This window comes from Amycolatopsis alba DSM 44262 (assembly GCF_000384215.1).
Taxonomy (GTDB): Bacteria; Actinomycetota; Actinomycetes; order Mycobacteriales; family Pseudonocardiaceae; genus Amycolatopsis; species Amycolatopsis alba.
This window is the reverse complement of sequence record NZ_KB913032.1, coordinates 7496814-7512927: the sequence shown is the minus strand read 5'-3', so window position 1 is coordinate 7512927 and position 16114 is coordinate 7496814. Positions and strand designations below refer to the sequence as shown.

Genomic DNA, 16114 nt, shown 5'->3' with positions numbered 1-16114 from the left:
CTCATTCTTCGAATCTTGTTCGAAAAACGCAAGGGCTGATCACGATCGGCTCTTGACGTCACAGCGCGGAGAGCCTTTGATGCGTGCTCAACAGTTCTTCGAAGGAGTTTCAAGGAACCTACCTTGTAGGAGGTCGGCCGTGTCCACTCCCGCCCTGCGCCGCGGTCTGCGCACCCTCGGCACGCTGCTCATCACGCTCTCCGCGATCAGCCCCGCCTCGTCGGTCTTCATCATCGCGCCGGGGGTGATCTCCGGCGCCGGGACGGGCGCCTTCTACAGCTTCGTGGCCGCCGCGGTCGTCGGCGTGTTCATGGCCTTCGTCTACGCCGAGCTCGCGTCGGCGTTCCCGCTGGCAGGCGGCGAGTACGCGATCGTCACCCGCACGCTCGGCCGATTGCCGGGGTTCGCCGTACTGGGCCTGATGATCATCACCCAGGTGCTCATCGTCGCGGTGATCGCGCTCGGCGTAGGCACCTACCTCGGCGTGCTCCTGCCCGGCGTGCCCGGCCCGGTCATCGCCGCCGTGACCTGCGTGGTCGCGGCCGTGGTCGGGGTGTTCGACATCAAGCTCAACGCCTGGGTGACCGGGATCTTCCTGGCGATCGAGATCCTCGCGCTGATCGTGGTCAGCGCCCTCGGCCTGTTCAATCCGGCGCGGTCGTTCAGCGAGTTGCTCGCGCATCCGGTCGCTTCCGACGGGAGCCCGGCCACGGTCGGCGCCATCGCGATCGCCACTTCGGTCGCGATCTTCGCCTACAACGGCTACGGCTCGGCGGTGTACTTCGGCGAGGAGACGCAGGACGCCTCCCGCGGGATCGCCCGCGCGATCCTGATGGCGCTCGGCATCACGGTGCTCGCCGAACTGATCCCGGTGACCGCGGTCCTGCTCGGCGCGCCCGATCTGAACGCGTTGTTCGCCTCGGAGAACATGCTGTCCTACTTCATCGGCTCGCGCGGCGGCGGAACACTCGACACGGTGCTCGGCCTGGCGGTCGCGCTCGCGATCATCAACGCGGTGCTGGCGATCGTGCTGATCAGCTCGCGGATGCTGTTCAGCAGCGGCAGGGACAGCGCGTGGCCGTCGCCGGTGAACCGGGCGCTGTCCGCGGTGCATCCGAAGTTCGGGACGCCGTGGGTGGCCACCGTCGGCACCGGCCTGGTGGCCGCGCTGCTCTGCTTCGTCGATCCGAAACTGCTGCTGGTGGTGACGAGCACGTCGATCGTGGCGGTCTACGCGGCGCTGTGCCTCGGTGCGATCATCGGCCGCCGCACCGGCGCCACCTCGCACGCGAAGTACCGGATGCCGTGGTTCCCGGTCGCGCCGGTGCTGGCGCTGGCCGTGCTGGTGTTCGTGGTCTATCAGAACCTGCTCGACCCGGCGGTGGGACGGCCGAGCCTGATCGTCACGGCCTGCGTCGTCCTGCTGTCGATCGGGTACTACCTCCTGGTGCTGCGGCGGAAGGGCGGCTGGAAGCTCGCCGACGTCACCGAAGAGAAGTCCGACGAGCCTGCCGCCTGATCAGGTGTACTCCGCGATCTCGACGCCGTACGTGCCCGGTTCGAGCGCCTCGAAGATGTGCGGGATGTCGCCGGGGTAGCAGATGTAGTCGCCGGGCAGGAGCTCGACAGGGTCGTCCTGTGGCCCGACCCTGGCCCGTCCGGCGCTGAGGACCATGTGCTCGACGATGCCGCTCATATGCGGATCCGAAAGCCGGGGCCGTCCGGGCTCGCCGCGAATCAGGTAGACGTCGCGCCGGGCACCGGGCGGGCAGGAGCTGAGCAGCGTGCACGCGTAGTCGGCGTGTTCGGCGAACACCGTCGGCCCGTTGCCCGAACGGATCACCTGCACGCGGGGGCGCTCGGGTTCGACCACACGGGAGAAAGGAATGTCGAGCGCGACGCACAGCGCCCAGATCGTCTCGACGCTCGGGTTCCCGGCCCCGGACTCCAGCTGGGAGAGCGTGGATTTCGCGATGCCGGCGCGTTTGGCGACCTCGGTGAGGGACAGCCCGGTGCGGGCGCGTTCCCGCCGCAGGGACGTGGCGATGACGTCCAGTGGTGCGCCGTCGGACGCGGTCGGGGACATGCGTTCGCTCCATCGGTCGTTTTGTTCGCCTTGACGAACATGGCTGCGTTCGTTCATTGTATGACACTATGCGTTCGATATGGCGAACAACCACTCGTGTCCTGGGGCGCGATCTTCTCCGTGACATCGGGCTGGTCTGCCTCGCCGACATCATTGTCGGCATCTCCTACGGCGCGATCGCGGTGGGTTCCGGCTTCCCGATCTGGGCGCCGATGCTCCTGTCGGTGCTCGTCTTCGCGGGTGCCTCGCAGTTCATGTTCGTCGGCATCATCGCCGCCGGCGGCAGCCCGGTCGCGGCCGTCGCGGCGGGCCTGCTGGCCAACGCGCGGCATCTGCCGTTCGGCTTCGCGATCGGCGACGTCCTGGGGAAGCGGTGGTCGTCGAGGATCGTCGGCAGCCACCTGATGATCGACGAATCGGTCGCTTTCGCGCTGGCCCAGCGAGACGAAGAGCGGCGCAAGGCGGCGTACTGGGTGTGCGGGATCGGGCTGTTCGTGTGCTGGAACATCGGTGTCCTCGCCGGGGCGTACGCCGGGACGGCGATCAGCGACACCGACGCCTTCGGCCTCGACGCGGCCTTCCCGGCGGTCCTGCTCGCACTGGTCCTGCCGTCGCTGCGCGACCGTGCCACCCGGCTGCCGGTGGTCCTCGGCGTGGCTGTCGCGCTGGCCACGACACCGTTCCTGCCCGCCGGGCTGCCGGTCCTGCTCGCGCTGGTCGGCGTGCTGGCCGGAGTGGCCGCGAAGGAACCCGCCGAACGTGAACCCGAGGGAGTGCGCTGATGGATCCGCTGGACCTGATCATCGCGGGCGGCGTGCTCGCGGCCGGGACTTTTGCCTTCCGGTTCGCCGGACCGGTGCTGAAGACGCGGTTCACCGTGTCGCCCAAGGCCGAGAAGCTGATGGCACGGTCGGCGATCGTCCTGCTGGCGGCGCTGGTCGCGGTCGCCGCGCTCACCGAAGGGCACGAGTTCGCCGGATACGCCCGGCCCGCCGGTGTCCTGGTCGGCGGCGTGCTCGCCTGGCGCAAGGTGCCGTTCGCGCTGGTCGTCGTCGCGGCGGCGGCGACCGCCGCCTTGCTGCGGCTGGCCGGGGTCCCCTGACCTGGCCGTTCCCCTGGGCGCCTAAGCTGAGGGGAAGGTCTTTCGGGAGGTCGGGTGGCGATCGCGACGGGAGCACGGCCGGTGGTCGGCGTGCTCGCACTGCAGGGTGACGTGCGGGAGCACGCCGCGATGGTGGAGCGCGCCGGTGCCCGTGCGCTGCCGGTCCGCCGCGCGAGCGAACTGTCCGAAGTGGACGGCCTGGTGCTGCCCGGCGGCGAATCGACCACCATGTCGAGGCTGCTCGAGACCTTCGAACTGCTCGAACCCCTGCGCGAGCGCATCGCGGGTGGCCTGCCCGCGTTCGGTTCCTGCGCCGGGATGATCCTGCTCGCCCGCCAGGCCCTCGACGGACGGCCTGACCAGCAGCAACTCGGCGGGCTCGACGTCGTCGTGCGGCGCAACGCGTTCGGGCGGCAGGTGGACTCGTTCGAGGCCGACCTCGACTTCACCGGCATCGAAGGCGGTCCGGTGCACGCTGTGTTCATCCGCGCCCCGTGGGTCGAAAAAGTGGGCGACGGGGTCGAGGTACTCGCCAGTGTCCCCGAAATGCCGGGCTCGGACGACGCGGCCGCTAGGATCGTCGCGGTCCGGCAGGGGGCGGTTCTCGCCACGTCGTTCCACCCCGAACTCACCGGGGACGAACGCGTGCACAGGCTGTTCGTCGACCTCGTGCGGCAAGCTTAAGCAAAACCGGTGCTCAGCGGCGGGCACAGGAGTAGATGGAGGAGAGATGAGCGGCCACTCCAAGTGGGCCACCACGAAGCACAAGAAGGCCAACCTGGACGCGAAGCGCGGCAAGCTCTTCGCCCGGTTGATCAAGAACATCGAGGTGGCGGGACGCACCGGCGGTGGTGACCCGGACGGCAACCCGACGCTCTACGACGCCATCCAGAAGGCCAAGAAGAACTCGGTCCCGCAGGACAACATCGAACGCGCCCGCAAACGCGGCGCCGGTGAGGAAGCGGGCGGCGCCGACTGGCAGACCATCACCTACGAAGGCTACGGCCCGAACGGTGTGGCCGTGCTGATCGAATGCCTCACCGACAACAAGAACCGTGCCGCCATGGAGGTCCGGACCGCGCTCACCCGGAACAACGGCTCGCTCGCCGACCCCGGTTCGGTCGCCTACATGTTCAACCGCAAGGGCGTCGTGATCATGCCCAAGGGTGAGGCCGCCGAGGACGACGTCCTCATGGCCGTCCTCGACGCGGGCGCCGAGGAGGTCAACGACCTCGACGAGAACTTCGAGATCGTCTCCGAGGCCACCGACCTCGTCCCGGTGCGGAAAGCCTTGCAGGAAGCCGGTTTCGAGTACGAGTCCGCGGATCTCACCTTCCTGCCGACGGTCAGCGTCCCGCTGGACGTCGACGGCGCGAAGAAGGTCTTCAAGCTCATCGACGCCCTCGAGGATTGCGACGACGTGCAGAACGTCTACGCGAACTTCGATGTGTCCGATGAGGTCATGGCCGAGGTCGGCTGATCGTTTTTCCCGCCGTGCCGCGGAAAAACGGTCCCAGGGCTAGGTGCGGGCGCCCGCGTGGGGCAGAATGTCGCGCGTGACGACCTCCGAAGCCGATGCCCTCACCGCCGAAGAAACCGAACTCGTCCAGTGGATCGAGTCGCAGGCGCAGGCGAGAGGGAACGCGGTCATCGCGGTCGACGGCGACGAGAACGACGCGCCCTTCTGTTTCACCGCGTGCGCCTGGGCACTGCACAACGTGGCGGAAGCGGTCGTCATCGGACTGCCGGGGCAGATGGGGCCGGTCCTGCTCGACGCCTACGTCGACCGTGCGGCCGCGGGCGAGATCTTCGAGGTCGGCAAGCGCTACGACGATTTCTTCGAGGGCGCGGCGGTGGTCTTCGAACGGGTCGCGAAGGGGCACTATCCCGAGTACTTCGGGAGCGCGTTCCTGATCTACCCGGACGGGGACTTCCCGGCGCTGCAGCTGATCGTCGCCACGCCGGACGGGCACTTCCCCTGGCATCCGGACGCGCCGGAGGGCTTCGAGCAGTACCAGCCGGTGCTGACCGAATCCGGCGATCCGGAGAGCTGGACGCCCGGCGTCGACGGCCCCTGAGGTCCGCGGTCTGGTGAGTGGCGATTCGCGTTAGAGCGGACCGGTGTTTGCCCACCTGCGCCTGACCTGCACGAAGGGCGCCGGTCGCGCGGGCATGTCCCGCATGACGGCCGAGCGGGGAAGATTCGGGACGTTGAACGTCCCGAATCTTCCCCCGTCACACCTTCCGCCCAGCACGAAGACACCGACGCGAGACCGGATTCCCGTGGGTGGGCAAATACGGGTCCGCCAGAACCCGAACCGCCACTCACGATGGGCTGAGCCGGTACTTTCGCGTGACTGGACGGACGTCACGCGTGATCAGACGGACGGCACACGTGATTGGACGGACGACACAGCCACGGCCGAGTCCGCCGCTGTGTCGTCCGTCCAATCACGCGTGCCGTCCACTCAGTCACGTGTGTCGTCCCACTGGTCACGCGAAACCGCCCGGCCGAAGGTGCCTGAGACACGGTTGGCTCCAGCCGTCTCAGCACTCACGAGACCCGTCATGGTCCGCGAGTCAGACATTGCCGGACTCCGGCTGAGGCTGCCCGCACGAACGCTCACTCAAGCCAAGTGGCCAGGTCCTCTGCGGCTCCCGGCCACTCCGCGGCCAAAGCCGCCGCGGACCGGAACTCCACACAGTCGTCGGTGTAGGGCGGCACCACCACCGTCCCGAGCAGGCTCCACTCACCGGTGCTCACCGACGCCTGCCAGACCCCGGCAGGCACCCCCACCTGCGGACGCTGCCCGGCCGCGACGTCCGGCCCCAGCACCGGCCGGGAGATCCGCCCGTCGGGGTACAGCAGCAGCATCCGCACCGGCGCGCCCGCGTGGTGGGCGTAGATCTCCAGCCGGTCCAGCCGGTGCGGTGCCGAGTTCTCCGGCGGGACGAGCAAGTAATAGATGGCCGAAGCGGTCTCGTCGCGCCAGCTCTGCGCCCAGCGGCCGCCCTCCACGGGCAGCGGCTGGAGACCCAGATGGGCGGTGAAGTCGTCGAAGCTCGGCATGTCCTCATCTTGCCCGGAGGCAGCTCCGGGTAGCCTCAGTCCTCGAACTGATGTTCGCCGGAGCGGAGGGAAACGCGTGCGGGTACTCGGGGTCGACCCCGGTCTGACCAGGTGCGGGCTCGGAGTGGTCGACGGCGGCACGGGCCGCACCGTCCGCCCCGTGGCCGTCGAAGTCGTGCGGACGCCGCCTGAAGCGGATCTTTCCGTGCGCCTGCTGGGGATATCCGACGCCGTCGAGCGATGGCTCGATCGCTACAAGCCCGAGGCCGTCGCAGTGGAACGGGTTTTCGCTCAGCACAACGTCCGCACCGCGATGGGCACCGCGCAGGCGGGTGGCGTCGTCGCGCTCGCGGCCGCCAAACGCGGGCTGCCGGTCGTGTTCCACACGCCGAGTGAGGTCAAAGCGGCCGTCACCGGCTCCGGCCGCGCGGACAAGGCCCAGGTCACCGCAATGGTCATGCGGTTGCTCGGCCTCGAGGTCAAACCGCATCCGGCGGACGCCGCCGACGCGCTCGCGCTCGCCATCTGCCACCTGTGGCGCGAGCCGATGCGGGTCCGGCTCGCCGAAGCCGAGGCCAGGGCGGCCGAGATCGCCAAGAACCACAAGGCCCGGCTCGCCGCCGCGGCCAAAGAAGCCAAAGCACAGGGAGCGGCTCGATGATCTCCTCGGTACGCGGCGAAATCCTCGCCATCGGTCTCGACCACGTCGTGATCGAGGTCGGGGGAGTGGGCTTCGCCGTGCAAGCCACCCCCGCCACCCTCGCGACGCTTCGCCGCGGCGAGGAGGCGAGGCTGCACACCGCGCTCGTGGTCCGTGAGGATTCCTTGACGCTGTTCGGTTTCGCCGACGCCGACGCGCGCGAGCTGTTCGGTCTGCTGCAGACGGTTTCCGGGATCGGCCCGCGGCTCGCACTGGCGACGCTGGCCGTCCTCGATCCCGACAAGCTGCGGTCCGCGCTGGTCGAAGGCAACATCACCGTGCTCACGCAGGTGCCCGGCATCGGCCGCAAGGGCGCCGAGAGGCTCACGCTCGAACTGCGCGACAAGGTCACCGCGCTCGCCGGCCCGACCGACGGTTCCCCGGCGGTCGTCGCGCCCGGCGCGCTGCGGAACGAGGTCGTCGAGGCGCTCGCGGGTCTCGGCTTCCCGGCCAAGCAGGCTGAACAGTCTGTCGACAAGGTGCTCGGCGAGGGCGAAGGCCACACGACGTCCTCCGTGCTGCGTGCCGCGTTGGCCACCCTCGGACGTAAGCGATAACCCGCCACATGGACTATGAGGCCGTGACGGAATTCGAGGCAGGCGAGGACACCGAGACGCTGTCCGCGCTGCCGCAAACGGGCGAACGCGAGGTCGAGACCACGCTGCGCCCGCGAAAACTGGACGAGTTCGTCGGCCAGCCGCGCGTGCGCGAGCAGCTCGAACTCGTCTTGGAGAGCGCACGCCGCCGGGGAGTTCCGCCGGATCACGTGCTGCTTTCCGGCCCGCCGGGGCTGGGCAAGACGAGTATGGCGATGATCGTCGCCGCCGAACTCAACGCCGCCATCCGGATCACTTCGGGGCCGGCGCTGGAACGCGCGGGCGACCTGGCCGCGATGCTGTCCAACCTGGCGCCCGGCGACGTCCTGTTCATCGACGAGATCCACCGCATCGCCCGCCCCGCCGAGGAAATGCTGTACCTCGCGATGGAGGACTTCCGCGTCGACGTCGTCGTCGGCAAGGGACCCGGCGCCACCAGCATCCCGCTGGAGATCGCGCCGTTCACGCTGGTCGGGGCCACCACCAGATCCGGTTCGCTGACCGGTCCGCTGCGCGACCGGTTCGGTTTCACCGGGCAGATGGAGTTCTACAGCGACAGTGAACTGGAACTCGTCGCCCGCCGCGCCGCCACGATCCTCGACGTCGACATCGACCGGGACGGCTGCGCGGAGATCGCCCGCCGCTCCCGCGGCACGCCCCGGATCGCGAACCGGCTCCTGCGCCGGGTGCGCGACTACGCCGAGGTCCGGGCCGACGGCAAGGTCACGCGTGAGATCGCGCGCGCCGCGCTCAAGGTCTACGACGTCGACGAACTCGGCCTCGACAGGCTCGACCGCGCGGTGCTGACGGCGCTGGTCAGGTCCTTCGGGGGCGGCCCCGTCGGCGTGTCCACGCTGGCCGTCGCGGTGGGGGAAGAACCGACTACGGTGGAAGAGGTGTGTGAGCCTTACCTGGTCCGCGCCGGTATGCTCGCCCGCACTCCTCGCGGCCGGGTCGCCACAGCGGCCGCCTGGGAACATCTCGGCCTGCCGGTTCCGGCCGGCGCCACACGTGGCGAGCAGGGTGGCCCGAGCCTGTTCGACCAGGACTGACCAGACCAATCGCGAGGTCCGAGGCCTGTGGTGGCGACGGGTGGTGGTGGAGTTTCCGCTGGCACCTGGCACACTCGGGTAGAGCACACCCCGCCAAACCGGACAAAACAGCGCACCGCGCGGCGTCCGCTCGAAATGGAGAATCATGAACCAGTTATTGCTGCCGCTGCTCCTGATGGCCGTCGTGGCGATTCCTCTCGTCATGGGCACCCGTAAGCAGAAGAAGGCGGCGGCAGCGCAGCAGGAGCTGCTCTCGAGCCTTGCTCCCGGTGACCGGGTGATGACCACCTCCGGTCTCTACGCGTCTGTCGCCGACGCCTCCGCCGACACCACGATCGACCTCGAGATCGCTCCGGGCGTCGTGACCACCTGGCTGCGCCAGGCCGTCCGTGAGAAGGTCGAGCCGGTCGTCGAGACCGACGAGGACACCATCGACGACGAGGCCCTCGTCGAGGAGCCGGTCGTCGAGTCGAAGGACGACGAGCGCGTCGAAGAGAAGACCGGCGCGCAGATCGCTCCTCCGCTGGAGCACGGCAAGAAGTAGCGCTTGTAAGGCCATCCCCGACACCAGACTTTCGTAGGTGCGGGGCCAACGCCGGGCTCACGCAGCACCGAGTAGTGTCTCGGTGCTGCGTGCGTGTCCGTCGTCATAGTCGTGCCCGTTCACCGGGCATCGTCATCGAGGCAGGTTCGCGGTACCACCGGACTCCCGTCCGGCGAGTGAACAGCCAAGTCCATTGGGGAAAACCCAGTCCGTCCGAGGAGACCGAAGCACAGTGGCCGCACCGGCCGGGCATCTCCGCCCGGGACGCTATCTCGCCTTCTTCGCCCTGATCGTGGTGGCGCTGTACGCACTGGTGTTCTTCACCGGTGGCGGCAAGCCGACGCCGAAACTCGGCATCGATCTGCAAGGCGGCACGAGGGTCACCCTGTCCGCCCGTAATCCCGACGGCGGCGACCCTCCGCGAGAGTCCCTCGAACAGGCCCGCTCGATCATCGAGCGCCGGGTCAACGGTATCGGCGTCGGTGGCACCGAGGTCGTCCTCGACGGCAGCAACGTCGTCATCACCGTCCCCGGCGAACAGGGCGACCAGGCCAAGACCCTGGGCAAGACCGCGAAGCTCGGCTTCCGGAAGGTCGTGACGTCGCAGCCGGTGACCCCGGTACCGCAGCCGTCGAACCCGCCGGCCTCGGGCGCGCCGTCATCGGCACCGCCGTCGTCTTCGGGTGCTCCGGGCGCGAGCGCACCGCCGAGCAGCCCGGCCAACGGTGGCGGTGGCGCCGCCGGTGCGCCGCAGCAGCAGCCCGGTGGCGATTCCGACGAGCAGACGAAGAAGGAGATCGAGGAGGCCCGGAAGCTCCGGCAGAATCCCGATCTGCTTTCGACGGACCAGGCGAAGCAGGCCGCGGCCGCCGAGAAGGCCTTCTCGGCCCTCAACTGCGACCCCAAGGTGACGGACCCGCTGGTCGGCAACGACCTCACCGACAAGCCGCTGGTCGCCTGTGGTGACAAGAACACCGCGAAATACCTGCTGGAGCCGGAGTTCCTTCCCGGAACGGAGATCTCCGACGCCTCCTCGGGCTACGACACCCAGAACTCCCAGTGGGTCGTCAACCTGAACTTCAAGGGCGAAGGCTCCCGGATCTGGGGCGACTTCACCTCGAAGAACGTCCAGAAGCAGGCGGCGTTCGTCCTCGACACGCAGGTCGTCTCCGCGCCGACCATCCAGTCCGCGATCCTGGGCGGCCAGACCCAGATCACCGGCCGGTTCAGCCAGGCCGAGGCGAAGGACCTGGCGGACGTGCTGAAGTACGGCTCGTTGCCGCTGTCGTTCGAGTCCTCGGACGCGACGACGGTGTCCGCGACGCTGGGTCTCGCGTCGCTGCAGGCGGGCCTGATCGCGGGCGGTATCGGCCTGCTGATCGTCTTCATCTACTGCCTGTTCTATTACCGGCTGCTCGGTGTGCTGACGATCCTTTCGCTCGCCTTGTCGTTCTCCCTCGTCTACGCGGTCCTGGTGTTGCTGGGGCGGTGGATCGGGTACACCCTCGACCTCGCCGGCGTGGCGGGTCTGATCATCGCGATCGGTATCACCGCCGACTCGTTCGTCATCTACTTCGAACGACTAAAGGACGAAATCCGCGAGGGAAGGACGTTCCGGTCCGCGGTGCCGCGCGGCTGGTCCCGTGCCCAGCGCACGATTCTGGCGTCGGACGCGGTCAGCTTCCTCGCCGCGGCGATCCTGTACTGGCTGGCCGTCGGTGAGGTCAAGGGCTTCGCGTTCACCCTCGGTATGTCGACGGTGCTCGACCTCGTCGTGGTCTACCTCGTGACGCACCCGCTGGTCGCCTTGATCTCGCGGTCGAAGTCGAAGGTCCTGTCCAACCCCAAGAACCTCGGCCTCGGTGCCGTGCAGCAACTGGGCTCGGAGCGCAAGGCGGCCCGTCCCGCCACCGGTCGCCCGAACGTCAAGGAGGCGTGACCGTGGTCGACGACAACACCACCACTGCGGGCAAGCGCGACAGCATCTTCCGTCGCCTCTACGTGGGCACGGGCGCGTTCGACGTGGTCGGCAAGCGCAAGCGCTGGTACCTCTTCTTCGGCGCGCTGGTCCTGGTCTGCGTCGCGTCGATGGGGATCAAGGGGTTCAACTTCGGGATCGACTTCGAAGGCGGCACCCAGATCCAGATGCCCGCCAACGGCAAGAGCGGGCAGATCACCGAGCAGCAGGCGAAGGACGTCTTCGCCGAAGCCCTCGGCAGGCCCGCCGACGAGGCGCAGAAGGTCGGAACGGGCGGCTCCTCGACCATCCAGCTTCGTTCGGAAACGCTGGAGACGTCCGAGGTCAACAAGCTCAAAGAGGCGCTGTTCGAGAAGCTGGGTCCGATCGGGTCCGACGGGCAGCCGAGTGTCCAAGCGATCAGTGACAGCGCGGTGAGCGCGTCCTGGGGCGGGGAGATCTCGCGGCAGGCGTTGATCGCGCTCGGGGTGTTCCTGCTGGCGGTCACGCTGTTCCTGGCGTTGTACTTCGACACCAGGATGGCCGCGGCGGCGCTGATCTCGCTCCTGCACGACATCGTGGTGACGGCGGGCGTGTACTCGCTGATCGGCTTCGAGGTCACGCCGGCGACGGTGGTCGGCCTCCTGACGATCCTCGGGTTCTCGCTATACGACACGGTGGTGGTGTTCGACAAGGTCCGTGAGAACACGCGCGGCCTGCTCGGACTCACCCGCCGCACGTTCGGCGAGGCGGCCAACCTGGCGCTGAACCAGACGCTGATGCGGTCGTTCAACACCGCGCTGATCGCGATGCTGCCGATCCTCGGCCTGCTCGTCGTCGGGTACATCCTGCTCGGCTCCGGCACCCTGCAGGACCTGGCGCTGGTGCAGCTCACCGGCACCGTGGTCGGCGTGCTGTCCTCAGTCGCGCTGGCCACCCCGCTGCTGGTGGACCTCAAGATGCGTGATCCGAAGTTCCGTCAGCAGGCCGACCGGGTCCACGCGCGGCGCGCGAGCCAGGCCCGCAAGGCCGCCGAGCGCGACGACGACGACTTCGACCCGAACGACGAGGACTCTCTCGCCGCCGAACTCCGCAAGGAGAAGGCGTACGCCGCCGCGGCGAGCGTCCCGGCCCGGACCCAGAAGGCCCACAAGGGCCGTCCGTCGGGCAAACGCAAGAAGTAACCGGTTTCAAGCCAGGAAAGGTCCTTTTCTCGCGAACTCCGTGAGGAAAGGACCTTTCCTGGTGTTCAGGAGAGCAGGAAGTACATGGAGCTGGACAAGGCACTCGACCTCATCGCCGACGTGCCGGACTTCCCGGAACCCGGCGTGTTGTTCCGCGACCTGAGTCCGCTGTTCGCCGACGCGGGGGGCTTCAAGGCCGTCACCGACGCGCTGGCCGCCACCGTCGATCCCGATGCCGACTTGCTGGCGGGCGTGGAGGCGCGCGGGTTCCTGCTGGCCGCCGCCGTCGGCTACGCCAGGGGGCTCGGCGTCGCGTTGATCCGCAAGCCCGGAAAGCTGCCGAGGGTCGCGGGCCGGGTCGGGTACACCCTGGAATACGGGACGGCGACCGTCGAACTTCCCGAAGGCGTCGTCCAGCCGGGGCAGCGTGTCGCGGTTCTCGACGACGTGCTCGCCACCGGCGGCACGGTCGCGGCCACCTGCAAACTGCTGGAAGACGCGAAGGTGCAGGTCACCGGGGTTTCGGTGGTCATGGAACTCGGGGCGCTCGGTGGTCGTTCCGTCCTTGAGGGGCGTCGCGTGGAGGCCCTCCGGGTGTGTTGAACGGGCGTACCAAGTGAGCCGCGAGGGGGAGCGGTTACCCTTGATGTCCGAAGGCCGCACGAAGCGCAGGAGGTGCGGGTGAGCCAAGAGCTCGATGCCGCGGTGTCCTCGAAGGACGGCACCGAGCAGAACGGTGCGGCGCGACAGGGGGCAGCGCCGACGCCATCCGCGACGCGCCGGGTTCGCGCCCGTCTCGCCCGCCGGATCACCGCGCAACGCGCCGCCCCGGTCAAGCAGGTCCTCGAGCCACTCGCCGTCATCCACCGCGAGCTGCATCCGAACGCCGACCTCGCGTTGCTCCAGCGCGCCTACGACGTCGCCGAAGAGCTTCACCGTGAGCAGCGGCGCAAGTCCGGCGACCCGTACATCACGCATCCGCTCGCCGTCGCGACCATTCTCGCCGAACTCGGCATGGACACGACGACGCTGGTCGCGGCACTGCTGCACGACACCGTCGAAGACACCGGGTACTCGCTGGAGAGCCTGAAGGCCGACTTCGGTGAGAAGGTCGGCGAGCTCGTCGACGGCGTCACCAAACTGGACAAGGTCAAGCTCGGCACGGCCGCCGAGGCCGAGACCATCCGCAAGATGGTCATCGCGATGGCCCGCGATCCGCGCGTGCTGGTCATCAAGCTGTCCGACCGGCTGCACAACATGCGCACCATGCGTTTCCTCCCGCCGGAGAAGCAGGCCCGCAAGGCTCGCGAGACCCTGGAGGTCCTCGCCCCGCTGGCGCACCGGCTCGGCATGGCGACGGTCAAATGGGAGCTGGAGGACCTGGCCTTCGCCATCCTGCAGCCGAAGAAGTACGACGAGATCGTCCGCCTGGTCGCCGATCGCGCGCCTTCGCGCGACACCTACCTGCGGTCCGTGATCACCGAGCTGACCGGCAACCTCGAAGGTTCGCGGATCACCGCCAAGGTCGAGGGCAGGCCGAAGCACTACTACTCGATCCACCAGAAGATGATCGTCCGCGGGCGCGACCTCGACGACATCCACGACCTGGTGGGCGTGCGGATCCTGGTCGAGGACGTCCGCGACTGCTACGCCGCGATGGGCGTCGTCCACGCGCTCTGGCAGCCGGTCCCCGGCCGGTTCAAGGACTACATCGCGCAGCCCCGGTTCGGCGTCTACCAGTCGTTGCACACCACGGTGATCGGCCCGGACGGCAAGCCGCTGGAAGTCCAGATCCGGACCTACGAGATGCACCGCACCGCCGAGTACGGCATCGCCGCGCACTGGCGGTACAAGGAGACCAAGGGCACCCACAACGGGAACGCCATGGACGTCGACGAGATGGCGTGGATGCGCCAGCTCCTCGACTGGCAGCGTGAAGCCGCAGACCCCGGAGACTTCCTGGAGTCCCTGCGCTACGAGCTCGCCTCGCGCGAGATCTTCGTGTTCACGCCCAAGGGCGACGTGATCACGCTGCCGGTCGATTCGACCCCGGTCGACTTCGCCTACGCCGTGCACACCGAGGTCGGGCACCGTTGCATCGGTGCCCGCGTCAACGGCAGGCTCGTCGCGCTCGAGCGCAAGCTGGAGAACGGCGAGGTCATCGAGATCTTCACCTCGAAGGCCGAGACGGCGGGACCGAGCCGCGACTGGCTGCAGTTCGCCGGGTCGCCCAAGGCCCGCGCGAAGATCCGGCAGTGGTTCGCCAAGGAACGCCGCGACGAGGCGATCGAAGGTGGCAAGGAGGCCATCACCAAGGAGGTCCGCAAGGTCGGCCTCCCGATCCAGCGGCTGGTCTCCGCCGAATCGATGGGCGCGGTCGCCACCGAACTGCGGCATCCGGACATCAGCTCGCTGTACGCGGCCGTCGGCGAGGGCCACACCAGTGCGAAGCACGTCGTGCAGCGGCTGGTCGCGCTCATCGGCGGGGTCGACGAGGCGGAAGAGGAACTCGCCGAGCGGGCGACACCGTCCACGGTCACCCGCCGCCGCGGCTCGAACGACGTCGGTGTCGTGGTGAAGGGCGCCAGCGACGTCTGGGCCAAGCTCGCCCGCTGCTGCACGCCGGTGCCGGGCGACGAGATCCTCGGTTTCGTCACCCGCGGTGGCGGTGTCAGCGTGCACCGGACCGACTGCACCAATGCCGACGACTTGACGGCTCAGCCCGAGCGGCTGGTCGAGGTCGAATGGGCCCCGTCGGCGTCGTCGGTGTTCCTCGTCGCGATCCAGGTCGAGGCGCTGGACCGGCACCGCCTGCTCTCCGACGTCACCAAGGTGCTCGCGGACGAGAAGGTCAACATCCTGTCCGCGTCGGTCACGACGTCGCGGGACAGGGTCGCGGTCAGCCGGTTCTCGTTCGAGATGGGCGACCCGAAGCATCTCGGGCACGTGCTGAAGGTGGTCCGAGGTGTCGAGGGCGTCTACGACGTGTATCGGGTCACTTCGGCTTCGTGATCGCGAGTGGGGTCCGGTTAGGTTCGAAGCATGACTGACGGGTTCGAATTCACTCGCGACGGCGAGGTCGCGCGGCTGACGTTCACCAGGCCGGAGAAGATGAACGCGATCACCTACGGGATGTGGTCGGCGATCCCGGACGTGGTGGCGCGGGTGGAGGCGGATCCGGCGATCAAGGTCCTGGTCCTGACCGGCGCGGGCGCGCATTTCTCGGCGGGCGCGGACATCAGCGAGTTCCAGGACCTGCGATCCACCGCCGACGCGGCCGAAACCTACGACAAGGCCGTGGACGGGGCCGTGGCGGCGCTGACGGCGTCACGGAAGCCGACGGTGGCGATGATCCAGGGGAACTGCATCGGCGGCGGCTGCCAGATCTCGGTCGCCTGCGACTTCCGGTTCGCCGCGGAGGGCTCGCGGTTCGGCATCACGCCGTCGAAGCTCGGCATCGTCTACCACTTCGACTCGACCCGGCGGCTGGTCTCACTGGTCGGCCCGGCGCACGCGAAGTACTTCCTGCTGTCGGGTGAGCTCGTCGACGCGCGGCGGGCGCGGGAGATCGGGCTGCTCAACGACGTCTTCCCCGCCGACGAGCTGGAGGCGTCGACGGCGAAGTTCGTCGAGACGCTGGCTTCGCGGTCGCAGGCTTCGGTGCGCGGGATGAACCGGATCATCGAGAAGATCGTGGCGGGACAGCAGGAATCCGACGCCGAGGTGGACGAGATCCGGCTCGGCGCCCTGCACGGTGAGGACTACGCCGAGGGCGTTGCCGCCTTCCTCGCGCGGCGGCCGCCTAAATTCACCTACCGCTGAG

The 16114-nt window shown here is 68.6% G+C and carries 17 protein-coding genes; 15 read left to right on the top strand and 2 right to left on the bottom strand.

Annotated elements, in window-relative coordinates; translation table 11 throughout:
- Window positions 1-139: 139 nt before the first annotated feature.
- Window positions 140-1519: an APC family permease gene (locus AMYAL_RS0135205; protein ID WP_020636002.1), complete on the top strand. Its 1380-nt coding sequence runs from the start codon at window positions 140-142 to the stop codon at window positions 1517-1519.
- Here the strand turns inward: AMYAL_RS0135205 and AMYAL_RS0135200 are convergent, their stop codons facing one another.
- Window positions 1520-2086, bottom strand: a complete 567-nt coding sequence (locus tag AMYAL_RS0135200) for an XRE family transcriptional regulator (RefSeq protein ID WP_020636001.1) — start codon at window positions 2084-2086, stop codon at window positions 1520-1522. It abuts the gene before it with no gap.
- A gap of 68 nt (window positions 2087-2154) precedes the next feature.
- Between AMYAL_RS0135200 and AMYAL_RS0135195 the strand changes: the two genes are divergently transcribed.
- The 5 genes from AMYAL_RS0135195 to AMYAL_RS0135175 all read left to right on the top strand — a co-directional run bounded on the left by AMYAL_RS0135195 (window position 2155) and on the right by AMYAL_RS0135175 (window position 5266).
- Window positions 2155-2868, top strand: a complete 714-nt coding sequence (locus AMYAL_RS0135195) for an AzlC family ABC transporter permease (protein ID WP_020636000.1) — start codon at window positions 2155-2157, stop codon at window positions 2866-2868.
- A complete protein-coding gene (locus AMYAL_RS0135190; protein ID WP_020635999.1) occupies window positions 2868-3188 on the top strand; it encodes an AzlD domain-containing protein in 321 nt (106 codons plus the stop codon). Before AMYAL_RS0135195 ends, AMYAL_RS0135190 begins: the two co-directional genes overlap by 1 nt.
- A gap of 54 nt (window positions 3189-3242) precedes the next feature.
- Window positions 3243-3872, top strand: coding sequence for a pyridoxal 5'-phosphate synthase glutaminase subunit PdxT (gene pdxT, locus AMYAL_RS0135185; RefSeq protein ID WP_020635998.1), 630 nt, complete (start codon window positions 3243-3245; stop codon window positions 3870-3872).
- 46 nt (window positions 3873-3918) lie between these two features.
- Window positions 3919-4668: a YebC/PmpR family DNA-binding transcriptional regulator gene (locus AMYAL_RS0135180; RefSeq protein ID WP_020635997.1), complete on the top strand. Its 750-nt coding sequence runs from the start codon at window positions 3919-3921 to the stop codon at window positions 4666-4668.
- A 67-nt stretch (window positions 4669-4735) separates the two neighbouring features.
- Window positions 4736-5266 (top strand): DUF4262 domain-containing protein, encoded by a 531-nt coding sequence (locus AMYAL_RS0135175; RefSeq protein WP_020635996.1) that lies wholly within the window; start codon window positions 4736-4738, stop codon window positions 5264-5266.
- A 545-nt stretch (window positions 5267-5811) separates the two neighbouring features.
- Here the strand turns inward: AMYAL_RS0135175 and AMYAL_RS0135170 are convergent.
- On the bottom strand, window positions 5812-6258 hold the full coding sequence (locus AMYAL_RS0135170; RefSeq protein ID WP_020635995.1) for a cupin domain-containing protein: 447 nt from the start codon (window positions 6256-6258) through the stop codon (window positions 5812-5814).
- Between the two features lie 76 nt (window positions 6259-6334).
- On the opposite strand from AMYAL_RS0135170, the gene ruvC reads away from it, so the two are divergent.
- The 9 genes from ruvC to AMYAL_RS0135125 all read left to right on the top strand — a co-directional run bounded on the left by ruvC (window position 6335) and on the right by AMYAL_RS0135125 (window position 16113).
- A complete protein-coding gene (gene ruvC / locus AMYAL_RS0135165; RefSeq protein WP_020635994.1) occupies window positions 6335-6919 on the top strand; it encodes a crossover junction endodeoxyribonuclease RuvC in 585 nt (194 codons plus the stop codon).
- Window positions 6916-7515, top strand: a complete 600-nt coding sequence (gene ruvA / locus AMYAL_RS0135160; protein ID WP_020635993.1) for a Holliday junction branch migration protein RuvA — start codon at window positions 6916-6918, stop codon at window positions 7513-7515. The genes ruvC and ruvA overlap by 4 nt, the downstream gene beginning before the upstream one ends.
- Before the next feature lie 8 nt (window positions 7516-7523).
- A complete protein-coding gene (ruvB, locus tag AMYAL_RS0135155) occupies window positions 7524-8606 on the top strand; it encodes a Holliday junction branch migration DNA helicase RuvB (RefSeq protein ID WP_020635992.1) in 1083 nt (360 codons plus the stop codon).
- Between the two features lie 145 nt (window positions 8607-8751).
- Window positions 8752-9150: a preprotein translocase subunit YajC gene (yajC, locus tag AMYAL_RS0135150; RefSeq protein WP_020635991.1), complete on the top strand. Its 399-nt coding sequence runs from the start codon at window positions 8752-8754 to the stop codon at window positions 9148-9150.
- Window positions 9151-9382: 232 nt separating this feature from the next.
- Complete coding sequence (secD, locus tag AMYAL_RS0135145; protein ID WP_020635990.1) at window positions 9383-11089, top strand: protein translocase subunit SecD; 1707 nt, start codon at window positions 9383-9385, stop codon at window positions 11087-11089.
- Window positions 11086-12291 (top strand): protein translocase subunit SecF, encoded by a 1206-nt coding sequence (secF, locus tag AMYAL_RS0135140; protein ID WP_020635989.1) that lies wholly within the window; start codon window positions 11086-11088, stop codon window positions 12289-12291. The genes secD and secF overlap by 4 nt, the downstream gene beginning before the upstream one ends.
- An 84-nt stretch (window positions 12292-12375) precedes the next feature.
- On the top strand, window positions 12376-12894 hold the full coding sequence (locus tag AMYAL_RS0135135) for an adenine phosphoribosyltransferase (RefSeq protein ID WP_020635988.1): 519 nt from the start codon (window positions 12376-12378) through the stop codon (window positions 12892-12894).
- Between the two features lie 78 nt (window positions 12895-12972).
- Window positions 12973-15303 (top strand): RelA/SpoT family protein, encoded by a 2331-nt coding sequence (locus AMYAL_RS0135130; RefSeq protein WP_020635987.1) that lies wholly within the window; start codon window positions 12973-12975, stop codon window positions 15301-15303.
- Between the two features lie 30 nt (window positions 15304-15333).
- Window positions 15334-16113, top strand: a complete 780-nt coding sequence (locus AMYAL_RS0135125; RefSeq protein ID WP_020635986.1) for an enoyl-CoA hydratase/isomerase family protein — start codon at window positions 15334-15336, stop codon at window positions 16111-16113.
- Window position 16114 lies beyond the last annotated feature (1 nt).